Origin of the sequence: Cystobacter fuscus DSM 2262 (genome assembly GCF_000335475.2) — a bacterium.
Lineage (GTDB): Bacteria > Myxococcota > Myxococcia > Myxococcales > Myxococcaceae > Cystobacter > Cystobacter fuscus.
The window spans coordinates 410,036-423,959 of sequence record NZ_ANAH02000064.1; the positions used below are offsets into that span (position 1 = coordinate 410,036).

The window sequence follows — 13,924 nt, forward strand, 5'->3', positions numbered from 1 at the left end:
TCGGCTTCCGCGACAAGCTCATCTGCTCATGCGGAGAAGTCCAGATAGGGAATGCCACCGCCCGTGAGAAGCCGGTGGATGAACGAGCCGGTCCCCGCGGAACCCGTGCCGTAATCCGTGGAGACGCGGAGGAGATCCTCGCCAGGGAAGACGAGGCCGGCGGGCCGCTCGAGCGCGAACAGCATGACCCGATCCAGGAACCGCCGGGCCTCCGTTCGCCAGACCTCCGCGCCGGTATATCGATGGAGGTCCACGAAGAATCCTCCCAGGCCCGCCATGCCCGCGAAGTTCGTGGGAAACACGGAGTAGTTGCCCGCGAGCGACGCCGCGATGTCCTGGGCCTGCCGGGCGTACCGCTCGTCCCTGAGCACGTCGTAGAAGCGCAGCGCGACACAGCCAATGCCCGCGCTCCCAATGTGCCAGTACGGATAGAACACCGATTCCCGCCGGGAACGGTGGAACCGTGGATGACCCTTCTTCCAATCGGCACTCGACAGATCGAAGTCCAGGAGCCGGATCGCGGCCTCGAGGTGCTCCTGCCGCCCGGTCGCCTGGTGGAGCTTCAGGCAGAAATAGCCGAGCCCGGAGGCGCCATGTGCCAGGCCATGGTAGACATCTCCGTTGTTTTCGAAGAAGTCCCCTTGCTCGGATGACTGGATGCCTGGCTTCAGCGTGTCGAAGACATGCATGGCCCGCTGGAGATACTTCTCCTCCCCGAGCCGGTCGAAGAAGAACAGGTTCGTGAGCCCGAATCCGCCGCTTCCATAGAAGAGGTCGGCGCTCTCGAAGAGCAGGGGAGAGCGCCCAGCGATGTCCAGGAGGTCCTCGGCCTCCTTCCTCCGCCCCAGTTCCAGGAGCGTCCAGGCGATTCCGGCACTGCCGATATAGAGACCGGGCGCGTAGCGCTGGTTGTCGACCTGGGAGGACTCGCGAAGCAGGGCCTCGAGGAAGACCTCGGGAAGCGGCCTTCCCACGCGGTGGAGGAAGAGCGCGATGCCAGACGCTCCATACGCGGCACTCAAGCGATTGGTGGTGAAGCGGCGGTAATCCGTGGGGAGATCCAGGGGATCCGTCCCCGTGTGGATCTGGTCGGCGATGTATCGGATGATCCCATCGAGGGAGTCGCGCAATGCGTTGTCGTCTCGACGGGGAGGGAGCCGCTGCACCGAGCGGATGCCCTCCAAGCTGCGCTCCGCCTCGGCCAGCAGTTCGTCCGCCCGCTGGAAGTCCTGCTCGATTCCAAAGATGAGCCGCACGAAGGCTTCCGGGATGCCCTTCTCCCGGGCGAAGTGCTCGAGCATGGGCTCGCGCTGGTGGGAGGCGAGCGTGAAGAAGGGGGTGGGAGGGTAGAGGAAATCACCGAGAACCCGGCTCAAGGCCTGGTGATCCTCCTGGAAGGTGGGAACCGGGCCCGTGGGCTTATCCACCCCGAAGCCGGGGGTGAACAGCCGGATGACGGGACCCTGCTCCGGGTTCTGGAGGTCGAGCGCGGCCTCGAAGTCGATGAACGTGAGCTGATCGCGCTCCAGGTCGAACAGGATGTTCTTCGGGGAGATGTCCTGGATGACCACGCCCTGCGCGTGGATGGTACGCAGCGCGGAGATGAGCTTCCTGGACACCGCGAGGAAGGTCTCACCGAAGCGCCGCACCTCGTCGGCACTCGGAGCGGGCGACGCGAGGAGGGACAGTTGTCCGGAGGCCATGTGGGCACTGAGCTTCTTGCCGCGCACGAGCTCCATGACGAGAAAGCTGTGCTCCCAGTCCTGGAAGAAGTCGAGCGCACGGGGAGCCAGTCCCGTTGTCTCCAGCCGCTTGAGGATCCGGTACTCGTTCTGGAGACAATCGACGGCGTCGCAGGGGTTCTTGCGCCCCCGGTTCACCAGGGGCCGGGCCTCCTTGAGCACCACCTCCACCCGGGACGTCAGATCGAGGCACCGATAGACTCCTCCCTTGGAGGAAGAACTCATGGCCGAGAGCGCCTTGTATCGGCCATGGAGGATGGGCTCCTCGGCGGGCCCCCGATCGTCATCCGGGAAGGGATCGTCCACGCCCGGGGGCAGGGTGAAGAACGGAGGGCGTGGGTCCGGAAGCAGGCGGCCATCGGTCATCCGCAGGTGGGGCACCTGCTCTCCGTAGGCGTTGAGGCGCCCCAGGCTCCGGAACGCACCGTAACGATAGAAGAGGACGTGGCTGCCTTCGTACCGCTTGTCCGACAGGATATAGGGGCCCACGAAGTCCTTCGTGATGCCGTGCAGTTGCTCCATGAGCCGCTTCATCTGACCGACATCCGCGGGATAGATGGTGATGAATTTCCCGCTCGCGCCCCGTGCCCACATGTGTGAATTGCTCAAGTCGAGCACGAGCTCGTCGACGAGGACCTTGAAGACCACCCGCTCGGCGACGAGCAGGGGGACGACCGCCGTCAGGAGTTCCCGGGCGCGATCGTGCGCCGTGGACACATGGATCTTGAAGCCAGTGTCTGGGATGGAGGGCTCGGGGGGTTGGGCCTCGCACCAGATCCCCGACTTCCTTCCGACCGTCCAGGATGCCGGCAGCAGGCGAATCAGGAGTTCCCGGAACCCGGCGCTCTTCGATTGATAAGCATCCAGGCTCCCATAACGATCTGGATGCAGAAGCGTGAAGAGATGGATGTTTTCCCGTGCCCGCCGCTCGATGCCGCGCATGTTCCCTCTCCCAGCACCCCCGAAGGCAGATGCCCTCGGGGGATGATTCTCTGTCAACAGGTGGCGCCACACTTCGACTGGCGCCTGCTCACTAGCACAACAGGAGACTCAGGCCCGAACCCATTTCACAATCAACCAGGCTGATGTTGGAGGCAGCGGGCTCCTGCCCTCCATCCGCTGAGTTGTCTCCGACTGCCTCCTCGCCCGTATCCGAGGAGAGCTTCTGCAATGCGAGTACGTTGTTCATGACCAGATCCTTTCAACTCGCCACCACGGCGAGTCATGCTGAGCGTATGAGTGGGGAAACAAGAATTCAACGGCTGGTACTTCGGTGCCGGAGACTATCCATTGGGAGACAGTCTGGCCTTTCTCCATCTCCGTGGGCAGGGCGGGGTCGCCAGAGGAGCTGGCCGGGTTCGTGGGTTTCCGAGCGACGAGGGAAGGGCGCGAGGGCCTGTCGGGGCTCCCCTTCATGCGGATATCGGACGTCTGCTAGACTGCGCACCCCATGAAACCCATCTTCTGCCTCATCCCCGCCCTCATGCTCGTGCTGCCGGGCTGCATCTACGTCCGTGACGCCACCCATTCTTCTTCCTCCAGGAAGGGAGTCCGCTCCCAGTCCCGGCCGCAGTGTCATCCCAGCGAGTACTGGGATGGAGACCAGTGTCGGCACAAGGGCAAGGGTAAAGGCGCGCGCAAGCACGACCACTGACCCCGGGACGGGGCGCCTTCTCAAGCAAGGGTGATGGTACGCTCCGTGATGGCTCCCTGATACTCGACGCGAAACGTCGTCGTACCAGGGCGGACGTACGAGAAGGTGCCCTTGTCCCGCCGCACCCACTGCACTCCGGCCGTGTCCGAGACAATCGTTAGCGTCGCGTTCCAGGTGCCTTCCCGTCCCGAGACGTAGACCTCGAGGATGTGAGCGTTCAGCAGGATGTCCAGCGCCGGTGCGGGCTGGGTCTGCTCCAGGGCCTCCAGGTACTCCTTGTCCCAGTTTCCGTGCCGGCCGTGCTAGGCATGAGAGTGCGATGTTCTTCGACGAGGGGTGAACGGATGCGGCTCGGGATGTTCTGCGCGGTGGGTGCCCTGCTGGGGGCGATGAGCGGTGAGGCGAGGGCGGCGGCCCCGTCCGCCTATGACGCGGTCGATCCGTTCATTGGAACGGGTGGCAAGGGCCACACCTTTCCCGGCGCGGTCGCGCCCTTCGGCATGGTGCAGCTCAGCCCCGACACCGACGTGCGCCCGTTCAAGCAGAGCTACGACTGGGCCGCGGGGTATCGCCACGATGATCCGACGATCCTGGGCTTCTCGCACACCCACTTCTCCGGCGCCGGCCACTCGGACCTGGGCGACGTGTTGCTCACCCCGTTCTCGGGCGCGGTGAAGCTGGATCCGGGCGAGGCGGACAAGCCGGGCTCGGGCTACCGCTCGCGCTTCAGCCACGAAGGGGAGGTCGCACGGCCGGGCTACTACGCCGTCACCCTGTCGGACTCGCGCGTGCGCGCCGAGCTGACGGCGGGGCTGCGCACCGGCATGCACCGCTACACCTTCGAGGGCAAGGCGCCGGCGGGCGTGCTGCTGGATCTGCGCTCGTCCATCTACAACTACCCGGGCAAGGTGCTGTGGTCGCGCGTGCGCGTGGCGCGGGATGGCACGGTGACCGGCTACCGCGAGACGCGCGGCTGGGCCCCCGGGCGCAAGCTCTTCTTCGCCATCCGCTTCAACAAGCCGCTCGTCTCCCACGCCCTGCACGATCGCGACGAGGCGATCGTCTACAAGGGCTTCCGCCAGCCGGGGAGGAGCCCAGCGGACAGGGCGCAGCTCGAGGGCCGCGCGCTGGAGGGCGTCTTCGAGTTCGGTGCGCTGGATGGACCGCTCATCGTCAAGGTCGCCATTTCCGCGGTCAGCGAGGACAACGCCCTGCTCAACCTGGACAGCGAACAGGCCGGTTTCGACTTCGAGGCCCTGCGCGGTGCCACCCGCGCGGCCTGGGAGCAGGCGCTGGGGGCGGTGGAGCTCGACGCACCCGCGCCGATGCGCACCAGCGTCTATACGGCCCTCTATCACAGCCTGATCGCCCCCAGCGTGTTCGCCGACGCCGATGGCCGCTACCGCGGCCCGGATGATCAGGTGCACGAGGCCGAGGGCTTCACCTTCCACTCGACCTTCTCCCTGTGGGACACCTTCCGGGCCGAGCACCCGCTGCTGCTCCTGGTCCAGCCGGAGAAGCGCAACAGCGACATGGTGAATTCGCTGCTCGCCTCCCAGCGGCACAGCCCCTACGGCATCCTGCCCGTCTGGCAGTTCCACGGGCTCGAGACCTGGACGATGATTGGCTATCACGCCGTGCCGGTGATCGCCGATGCCTGGCTCAAGGGCATCCGGGGCTTCGACGCGAACGCCGCGCTGGACGCCATGGTCCAGAGCGCGACCTACGCTCCCTATGGCGGGCTCGGGGACTACACGTCCCTGGGCTACGTCCCCATCGACAGGGAGCCGGAGGCCGCGTCCAAGACCGTCGAGTATGCCTATGACGACTGGACCATCGCCCGCATGGCCCGCGCCCTGGGCAAGGAGGACATCGCCCGGACCTTCGAGGCCCGCGCGGGCAACTGGCGCAACACCTTCGATGCCAAGAGCGGCTTCATCCGTGCCCGCCGGGCGGACGGGGCCTTCCGCACGCCCTTCGATCCCACCGCCATCAACTATGGCAGCGATTACACCGAGGGCAACGCCTGGCAGTATTCCTGGTTCGTGCCGCAGGACCTGGGTGGTTTGATCAAGGCCATGGGAGGCGACGCGGCGGTCGTCAAGAAGCTCGACACCATGTTCGACTACGACAACTCGAAGCTGGACTACTCGCACGCCGAGGACATCGCCGGGCTGATCGGCCAGTACATCCATGGCAACGAGCCCAGCCACCATGTCGCGTATATGTATTCCTTCGCCGGGGCGCCGTGGCGCACCCAGGCCCGGCTCAAGCAGATCGTCGACAGCCAGTACAAGCCCACGCCGGACGGGCTGTCGGGCAATGACGACCTGGGCCAGATGTCCTCCTGGCTGGTCTTCACTGCGCTCGGTTTCTATCCCGTCGCGCCCGGCTCGAATGAGTATGTCATCGGCCGACCCTTCGTGGAGCGCGCGGCGCTGAACCTGCCCAATGGCAAGCGCTTCACCGTGACGGCCGAGGGCCTCTCGGATGCCAATGTCTATGTCGGCAAGGTGTCCTTGAACGGCCGCCCGCTGGAGCGCGGCTTCCTCCGCCACGAGGAGCTTCTGGCGGGAGGAAGCCTGCACTTCTCCATGCAGGCCAAACCCAATACTTCCTGGGCGACCAAACCCCAGGCGAGGCCGATGAACAAGGCGCCGTAGCAGGGCGCCGTCGGGAGGTCGAGCGGTCCGCTACGGCCGCTCGGACTTCAGCATCCAGCCGATCATCTTGTAGAGCAGCCGGGCGCCCACGTTGCCGTCCCACTCGCCGCCCTCGGGATCCGGGGCGACCTCGGTGAGGTCGAACCCGACGATGGTCCGCCCCGAGCGCACCACCCCGGAGATGAGCGCCACCGCCTCGGGGAAGGACAGTCCGCCCGGCACCGGCGTCCCCGTGTGCGGGCACAGCGTGGGATCCAGCCCGTCGATGTCGAAGGACAGGTACACCTGCTGGGGGAGCTGCTGGACGATCTCATCCACCTGGCGGTTCCACGGAATGCCATCGAAGCGCTTGCGCTGGAGCTCCGTGTCGAAGAAGGCCTTCACGCGGCCACCCGAGGCCTCGATGTAGCGGTGCTCGTCCTCGCTCATGTCCCGGATGGCCACCTGCACGAGGCTCTTCACCCCGGGAATGCGCTCGGCCACGTTGTGCATGATGGACGCGTGCGACCAGGCGAAGCCCTCGTACGCGTCGCGCAGGTCCGCGTGCGCGTCCAGGTGCAGCACGCCCAGGCCGGGATACTTCTCCGCGTGCGCCCGGATGATGCCGTAGGAGATGGAGTGGTCCCCACCCACGGCGCCCACCCGCTTGCCCTTGTCGAGCCACTCCTTCGCCGTCTGGTACACCGCCTCGTGGAGCTGCTCGCACAGGCCGTTGACCTCCTTGGAGGCGGCCATGAGCTCGGGCTGGGAGGCGTCGATGCCACCCGCCTCGATGATGGGCACGGCGCGCTCCTTGGCGCGGGTGTTCCACGCACGCCACTGCTCGGGCTCGGGCAGCAGGGCGATGCCCCGCTCGTAGGGACGGCCGGTGTCCACGTCGAACAGGTCCACCTGCCGGCTGGCCTGGAGCACGGCCGAGGGACCGTCCGAGGTGCCCCCGCCATAGCTGGTGGTGGCCTCGAAGGGCACGGGGATGAGGACGACGTGGGCCTCCTCGGGCGTGTGGGGGAGGCCGAAGATGCCGGAGTCCTGGGGAGCGGCGGCGCTGGGATCGAAGGCGGCGGGCATGGTGGCGGCGGAGGATAAGGGGCTGGGTGGCCAGCGCAACGGTCCCGTGGGGCCTCTTCGCCCGCCCAAGGGGCCGCCAGGCCCCGTGCGGCCTTGCATGGACGCCCGAAGCCCGGCATGGATGGTGGGATGACCGCCCGCCCGCCCGCGTCCACCCTTCCGAGCCACCGACTCTCCGTCGCGCCGATGATGGATTGGACCGACCGGCATGACCGCTACTTCCTGCGCCTCATCTCCAAGCGCACGCGGCTGTACACCGAGATGGTCACCACGGGCGCCATCCTGTACGGCGACAAGCCCCGGCACCTGGACTTCTCCCAGGAGGAGCACCCGCTGGCGTTGCAGCTCGGCGGCAGCGATCCGGCCCAGCTCGCCGAGTGTGTGCGCATCGCCGAGCAGTGGGGCTATGACGAGGTGAACCTCAACGTCGGCTGCCCCTCGGATCGCGTGCAGAACGGGATGTTCGGCGCGTGCCTCATGGCGAAGCCGGACCTCGTGGCCCGCTGTGTCGAGGCCATGCGCGGCGCGACCCGGTTGCCCGTCACCGTCAAGCACCGGCTGGGCATCGATGACCTCGACTCGTACGAGCTGCTGACCCACTTCGTGCGCACGGTGAGCGGGGCGGGGTGCGACACCTTCATCGTGCACGCGCGCAAGGCCTTCCTCCAGGGTCTCAGCCCCAAGGAGAACCGGGAGATTCCCCCGCTGCGCTACGAGTGGGTGCGCCAGCTCAAGACGGACTTCCCCCACCTGACCCTCTCCCTCAACGGGGGCGTGAAGTCCCTGGCGGAGGCCCGGGCACACCTGGAGTGGGCGGATGGGGTGATGATCGGCCGCGAGGCGTACCAGAACCCCTACATGCTCGCCCTGGCGGACTCGGTCATCTTCGGCGAGACGGCTCCCGCGCCCACGCGGCGCCAGGTGGTCGAGTCGCTCCAGCCCTATGTGGAGGAGCTGCTCGCGCGGGGCGAGTACCTGTCGCGCGTCACGCGCCACATCCTGGGGCTGTTCGCGGGGCTGCCGGGAGCGCGGGGCTGGCGGCGGGTGCTGAGCGAGCGCGCCAACAAGCCCGGGGCGGGCCTGGAGGTGCTGCGCGATGCGCTCGCGCAGGTGCCGGCCCACGTCCTGGACGCGCCCGCCACGCCGCCCCCGTCAGCGGCTGTCCCCGGGCCCCGGAGCGAAGGGATCTCCGACGGCGTACAGGCGCAACCAGCCACGCTCGCGCAGGAAGCGCTGGAGCCGTCCGCGCAGCACCGCGCGTAGCTCGATCGGGGACAGTTGCCAGACTTCTCCGAGGAGGGCCGCGTCCCGCGAGGCCCCCGCCGGAATGAGCCGCAGCACGAGGATCGCCTGCCGCGCGCAGGCCTGGGCCCCCACGGACCCTTCGTCGGAAGGCGAGGCGATGGCCTGCACGCGCGCCGGGGCCGCGAGCCCGTTGAGCAGGGAGGCCGCGAGCTCGGCGACGCCCTCCTGGGGAGACAGACAGAGGATCGTCCAGGGTCCCGGCGGCGAGGCGCGGGTGGGCCGCTGGAGCCAGCGGAAGAGGCAGACCGCGAGCGCCGCGCCCAGCAATTGGGAGACGACGAGGGTCTCCACGTCCAGCGGGTGCACGGCGCTCGTCTGGCTGCTCGCCGCGCGCGCGAGGACGAGGGCGGGGTTGGCCAGGGAGCGCGAGTCGGTGAACCACACGGTGGCGGCCACGTAGGCGGCCACCGCGAAGGGCGTGGTCGAGGGGCGGTTGCGCGCGCACCCGCGCACCACGACGAGCAGCCCGAAGGTGCAGACGAGCTCCGTGAGGAAGCGCGCCGAGGTGGCCGCGGGCGCGAGGGCGGTGAGCAGCAGGGGCTCGCCGCACATGCGGTGGGCGATCAACCGGCCCGCCAGTCCTCCCGAGAACTGGGCGAACACGTAGAGGGGGACGTCCTTCCAGGGGGTGCCATCCTCCAGCGCGTCGGCGAAGGTGAGGGCGGGATTGAAGTGGGCGCCCGAGAAGGGCCGCAACACCAGCGTGAGGCACGCGAGCACCGCGCCCGCCGCCAGCGCCATGAAGAGCCGGCCCGCCAGGGCGCTCATGCCCAGGTGCTCGGCGCCATGGTGGGCCCCCTCCAGCGCCAACACCAGCAGTCCACAGCCCAATGCCTCGACCACGAGGCGGCGGGGTCTGTTCACGTGTTCCTCGGTGGGGGTCGCGAGGGCCGGTTTCGCTGAGACCATGGCATGGCTCTCCGCTCAAGGGGGGAGGCCTCGGACGGTATGTCACGCTCCGGGAGGGATCAAAGCGGGACGTGCGCGTCTGTTCACTCCCACCGCAGCACGAGCTTGCCCACCGTCTCGTTGCGCGCCATGCGGGTGATGGCCTCGCGCGCCTGCTTCATGGGGTAGATGGCGTCCACCACGGGGGTGAGCGCCCTCGAGTGGAAAAGGGGCAGGAGGCTGCGCTCGGCGGCCTGGACGAGGGCCATCTTCTCCTCGGGCTGGCGGCTGCGCAGCACCGTGCCGGTGATGTGCAGCCGGCGGGCGAGGACGACATCCAGATCCACTTCCGCCTGCCGGCCCGCCACGAGTCCCACCAGCAGCACCCGTCCCTGGAGGGCCATGGCGCGCAGTGTCTCTGGCAGGTAGTCCCCGCCCACCAGGTCCAGCGCCAGGTCCACGCCGCGCCCGCCCGTGGCCTCCTTCACGGCGTCCGCGAAGCGCGGGGGCTGGGTGTCACACAGCACCGTCTTCTCCACGCCCCACTCGGTGGCCCGCGCGAGCTTCTGGGCGTTGCGCCCCGTGCCGAGCGCCCGCGCCCCCATGGCGCGGCAGATCTGCGCCGCCGCCGAGCCCACGCCACTGGCCACCGCGTGGATGAGCACGGACTCGCCCATGCGCAGGCCGCCCTGGAGCACGAGCGCGTCGAAGGCGGTGAGGTACGCCTCGGGCAGCGCCGCGGCCTGGGTGAAGTCGAGCGGAGTGGGCACGTGCATGGCCTCGCGCTCGTGGGTGACGAGCTGCTCGGAGAAGGCCCCGCCGCCCACCAGCCCCATCACCCGGTCGCCCACCTGGAAGCGGCGCACCGCCGGGCCCACGGCCAACACCTCGCCCGCGTACTCCAGGCCCGCCACGTCCGCGGGGACTCCCGGCGGCGCGGCGTACCTGCCGTGGATTTGAAGCAGATCGGCGCGGTTGAGCGCCGTGGCGCGCACGCGCACGAGCAGCTCCGAGCCGATGGGGGTGGGCGCGGGGCGCTCCTCGAACTCGAGCACCTCGGGGCCGCCAGGACGGGTGATGCGAAGGACCTGCATGGAAGGGTTCTCCGGGAGCGCGCCTCTAGCCGAGCAGGCGGGTGACGAGGGTGAAGTACGTGAGCAGGGTGATGTTGTCGGAAATGGCGAGCACCAGCGGGGCCGAGGCCAGGTGCGGATCCACCCGGAAGCGCTGGAAGGCGAAGGGCAGCAGGGCGCCCAGCCCCGCGGCGAGCGAGGTGGAGAGGGTGATGGCGATGAAGAGCACGAAGGGGAAGGCGAGGTGCGGGGAGTAGAGGCTGCCCAGCAGGGCCACCACCCCGGCGGCCATCATCCCGGCGAGGCTCGTGCCGAGCACCTCGCGGCGCACCTGGGGCACGTCCACGCGCTGGTTGGCGATCATCGACGCGGACACGGCGGTGGTCTGCACGCCCAGGCTCTCGGAGAGCACGAGCACCATGGGGATGAAGGCGGCCACCACGACGAGCCGCTCCACCGTCTGCTCGAAGAGCCGCGACACGGTGGCCGCGAGGAAGCCGCCGCCGATGTTGACGAGCAGCCAGGGAAAGCGCCGCAGGGCCATGCGCACCGGGTGCGTCTGCACCAGCTCGTTCTCCGGTAGACCGACGAAGCGGAACACCTCGTCGCGCACGCGGCCCTCCACCTCGTCGAAGAGGGTGTCGGAGAAGGCGTCGACGAAGTTGCCCACCTCCACCACGCCGACGATGCGGCCCTCGGCGTCCACCACCGGGAAGGCCAGGAAGCGGTAGGTGACGAAGAAGTCCTCCACCAGCGAGTCCGGCGCGTCCACCGGCAGCTTCACCACGCGGGTGAACATGAGCGAGGCGATGCGCTCGTCGGGCGCCGCGCGGATGAGCTTGCGGATGGGCACCACGCCCACCAGGCGGCCCGAGGGATCGCACGCGTAGCAGTAGAAGATCTCGTTGCTGCCGGGCGCCGCGCGCATCTTCTCCAGCGCCTGGGCGACGGTGTCCTCGACGCCCACCGAGACGAAGTCGCGGGAGAGCCGGTCACCTTGCAGGAGGAAGTGCGCTTCACCGGGGGCGTCCACGCGCGGGACTCTAAACGCGCTGGCCGTGGGCGACACCAAGGCTTATGAGTACGCCGTGGCCATGAATGTTCGAGAGTGTTCCATCTGCAAGAAGCCGGTCGCTCCGCGTGCCGAGAACCCGGCGTTCCCGTTCTGCTCCAAGCGCTGCCGCATGGTGGACCTGGGGCGCTGGCTCGGCGAGGAGTACCGGGTCCCGGATCGTCAGGTGGACGAGCAGGAAGACGAGCTGCCGACGGAGCAGCACCCGGACCGGACGCCAGGAGACGCTTGAGCGTTGCCGGCGGGACCGTAGGGTGCCCCGTGGCCGGGGCCCTGGTCTCCTGGCAGGGGAATAGACGGGGAACCCCTGGAGTCCGGGCGAGGGGGGCGGTATATGGGCGGGCGTGAAACGTGCCGTGAAACTCGTCGCCAGTCTGATCGTGACCCTGCTCTTCTTCTGGTGGGCGTTCCAGGATGCGGACTGGGAGTCACAGCTGTCCGTCCTGAAGTCGGCCAACTACGCGTGGGTGGTGCCGTACTTCGGCATCCTGACGCTCATCCACGTGGCGCGCACCTTGCGCTGGGGCTGCCTGTTGTCGGGGATGGAGCGGGTGCCCTTTGGCAAGCTGAACGAGGCGTCGGGCATCGGCTTCATGATGCTGCTGGTGCTGCCCTTCCGATTGGGTGAGTTCGCCCGGCCCCTGCTCATCGCCCAGCGCAGCTCCATCCGGCGCAGCGCGGCGATGACCTCGGTGGTGCTCGAGCGCATCACGGACGGCATGTTCGTGGCCGTGATGATGCGCCTGCTGCTCTTCTTCGTGCCGACGAACGTGCCGGGGATGCGCTACGTGAAGCTGGGTGCCAACCTGATGTTCGCGGGGTTCGGCGGATTGCTCGTCTTCCTGCTGTTCGCGCTGTGGCACCAGGAGCGCGCGGTGCGGCTGGTGCGCTCGACGGTGGGCCGGGTGGTTCCGGCCCTCGCGGACAAGGTGGCGGACGTGGTGGACACGTTCGTGGGCGCCATGCGGCAGTTGCCCGGGCCTCGCCAGATGGTGGGCTTCTTCCTCTACACGCTCCTCTACTGGGGACTCAACGGCGCGGGCATGGCCGTGCTGTCGCGCGCGTTCGGCGCCCTGAGCCTGACGCTGTTCCAGGCCTACGTGCTCAACTGCGTGCTGGTGGTGGGCATCATGATTCCCGCCGCACCCGGCATGCTCGGCACCTTCCATGCCGCCATCAAGGTGGGCCTGTCGCTGTTCCTCCCCGCCTCGGTGGTCAACAGCAGCGGGCTGGCGTACGCGAACGTGCTGTGGCTGTGCCAGACGCTGCAGCAGGTGGGCTTCGGACTCCTGCTGATGAACGCGGGCCACCAGTCCTTCAAGGACATCGCCGGCAAGCTGAACAAGGAGCAACAGGCCTCCTCGCTGCCCTCGGCCTGAGCTCGCATGGCAAGACCTCTGGAACTTGGATTGGACACCTTCGGGGATGTCACCCTTGGCCCCGACGGCGAGCCGCTCTCGCAGGCCCAGGTCATCCGCGACGTCGTGGCGCAGGCCGTCCTCGCCGACGAGCTCGGCCTCGACTTCTTCGGCGTGGGTGAGCACCACCGGGCCGACTTCGCCGTCTCCGCGCCCGAGGTCGTGCTCGCGGGGATCGCCACGCGCACGAACCGCATCCACCTCGGCTCGGCCGTGACGGTGCTGAGCTCGGACGATCCCGTGCGCGTGTTCCAGCGCTTCTCCACGCTCGATGCCCTGGCCAAGGGGCGTGCCGAGGTGATCCTCGGGCGCGGCTCCTTCACCGAGTCCTTTCCTCTCTTCGGCTACGAGCTGCGCCAGTACGAGACGCTGTTCGAGGAGAAGCTCGACCTCTTCGCGGCGCTGCTGCGCGAGGAAGCCGTGACGTGGCGGGGCACGACGCGCGCCGCCCTCCAGGGGCAACGCGTGTTCCCGAGGATCGAGACCGGCTCGCTCAAGACCTGGATCGGCGTGGGTGGAAGTCCGGAGTCGGTGGTGCGCGCGGCTCACTATGACCTGCCCATGATGCTGGCCATCATCGGCGGCGACCCCGTGCGCTTCAGGCCCTATGTCGAGCTCTACCACCGTGCCTTCGGACAGCTCGAGCGCCCCGCCCAGCCGATCGGCGTCCATTCACCCGGCTATGTGGCCAGGACGGACGCGGCGGCGCGCGAGGAGTTCTGGCCGCACTACAAGCGGATGCGCGATCGGATTGGCGCCGAGCGCGGCTGGCCCCCGATGAGCGCGGCGGAGTTCGAGCGGGAGGTCGAGCAGGGCTCGCTCTACCTCGGCTCGCCCGAGACCGTCGCGCGCAAGATCGCCGCGACGGCCAAGGCCCTCGGCCTGTCTCGCTTCGACCTGAAGTACAGCGCGGGCCCGCTGCCGCACGACAAGCTCATGCGCTGCATCGAGCTGTATGGCCGCGAGGTCGTTCCCCTCGTGCGGGACATGCTCGGCTGAGGTCCTCGCGGGCCTCTCCCAGCGCACGGCTCCGCGGCCGTG

At 68.4% G+C, this 13,924-nt stretch carries 12 protein-coding genes; 6 read left to right on the forward strand and 6 right to left on the reverse strand.

What is annotated here, in order from left to right; translation table 11 throughout:
- Positions 1-26: 26 nt before the first annotated feature.
- Positions 27-2,684, reverse strand: a complete 2,658-nt coding sequence (gene lanKC / locus D187_RS38925) for a class III lanthionine synthetase LanKC (RefSeq protein ID WP_002631519.1) — start codon at positions 2,682-2,684, stop codon at positions 27-29.
- 91 nt (positions 2,685-2,775) lie between these two features.
- On the reverse strand, positions 2,776-2,931 hold the full coding sequence (locus D187_RS59455) for a class III lanthipeptide (protein ID WP_002631520.1): 156 nt from the start codon (positions 2,929-2,931) through the stop codon (positions 2,776-2,778).
- Positions 2,932-3,192: 261 nt separating this feature from the next.
- Here D187_RS59455 and D187_RS38930 point away from each other — a divergent pair, with 261 nt between their 5' ends.
- Together D187_RS38930 and D187_RS38935 are read left to right on the forward strand one after the other, a co-directional pair.
- Positions 3,193-3,396 (forward strand): hypothetical protein, encoded by a 204-nt coding sequence (locus D187_RS38930; protein ID WP_002631522.1) that lies wholly within the window; start codon positions 3,193-3,195, stop codon positions 3,394-3,396.
- Positions 3,397-3,740: 344 nt separating this feature from the next.
- A complete protein-coding gene (locus tag D187_RS38935) occupies positions 3,741-6,059 on the forward strand; it encodes a GH92 family glycosyl hydrolase (RefSeq protein WP_002631526.1) in 2,319 nt (772 codons plus the stop codon).
- 30 nt (positions 6,060-6,089) lie between these two features.
- Here D187_RS38935 and D187_RS38940 read toward each other — a convergent pair whose 3' ends face one another.
- The gene (locus tag D187_RS38940; RefSeq protein ID WP_002631528.1) at positions 6,090-7,127 is read right to left on the reverse strand and encodes an agmatinase family protein; all 1,038 of its coding nucleotides are present in this window, start codon (positions 7,125-7,127) and stop codon (positions 6,090-6,092) included.
- Positions 7,128-7,256: 129 nt separating this feature from the next.
- Here D187_RS38940 and dusA point away from each other — a divergent pair, with 129 nt between their 5' ends.
- Positions 7,257-8,390: a tRNA dihydrouridine(20/20a) synthase DusA gene (dusA, locus tag D187_RS38945; protein ID WP_020918572.1), complete on the forward strand. Its 1,134-nt coding sequence runs from the start codon at positions 7,257-7,259 to the stop codon at positions 8,388-8,390.
- Here dusA and D187_RS53260 read toward each other — a convergent pair.
- The 3 genes from D187_RS53260 to D187_RS38960 all read right to left on the reverse strand — a co-directional run bounded on the left by D187_RS53260 (position 8,280) and on the right by D187_RS38960 (position 11,426).
- Positions 8,280-9,296, reverse strand: a complete 1,017-nt coding sequence (locus D187_RS53260) for an aquaporin (RefSeq protein WP_245591933.1) — start codon at positions 9,294-9,296, stop codon at positions 8,280-8,282. The genes dusA and D187_RS53260 overlap by 111 nt on opposite strands.
- A 128-nt stretch (positions 9,297-9,424) precedes the next feature.
- The gene (locus D187_RS38955; RefSeq protein WP_002631532.1) at positions 9,425-10,414 is read right to left on the reverse strand and encodes an NAD(P)H-quinone oxidoreductase; all 990 of its coding nucleotides are present in this window, start codon (positions 10,412-10,414) and stop codon (positions 9,425-9,427) included.
- A 25-nt stretch (positions 10,415-10,439) separates the two neighbouring features.
- Positions 10,440-11,426: a magnesium transporter gene (locus tag D187_RS38960; RefSeq protein ID WP_002631534.1), complete on the reverse strand. Its 987-nt coding sequence runs from the start codon at positions 11,424-11,426 to the stop codon at positions 10,440-10,442.
- A gap of 61 nt (positions 11,427-11,487) precedes the next feature.
- Here D187_RS38960 and D187_RS38965 point away from each other — a divergent pair, with 61 nt between their 5' ends.
- From D187_RS38965 to D187_RS38975, 3 genes are all read left to right on the forward strand, one after another.
- Positions 11,488-11,697: a DNA gyrase inhibitor YacG gene (locus D187_RS38965; RefSeq protein ID WP_043433887.1), complete on the forward strand. Its 210-nt coding sequence runs from the start codon at positions 11,488-11,490 to the stop codon at positions 11,695-11,697.
- A 112-nt stretch (positions 11,698-11,809) separates the two neighbouring features.
- Positions 11,810-12,844 carry a lysylphosphatidylglycerol synthase transmembrane domain-containing protein gene (locus D187_RS38970; protein WP_043433704.1) on the forward strand — a complete coding sequence of 345 codons (1,035 nt, stop codon included), beginning with the start codon at positions 11,810-11,812 and terminating at the stop codon, positions 12,842-12,844.
- A gap of 6 nt (positions 12,845-12,850) precedes the next feature.
- Entirely contained in the window at positions 12,851-13,882 is a 1,032-nt protein-coding gene (locus D187_RS38975) for an LLM class flavin-dependent oxidoreductase (protein WP_043433705.1), read from the forward strand.
- The last annotated feature ends 42 nt before the right edge of the window (positions 13,883-13,924 follow it).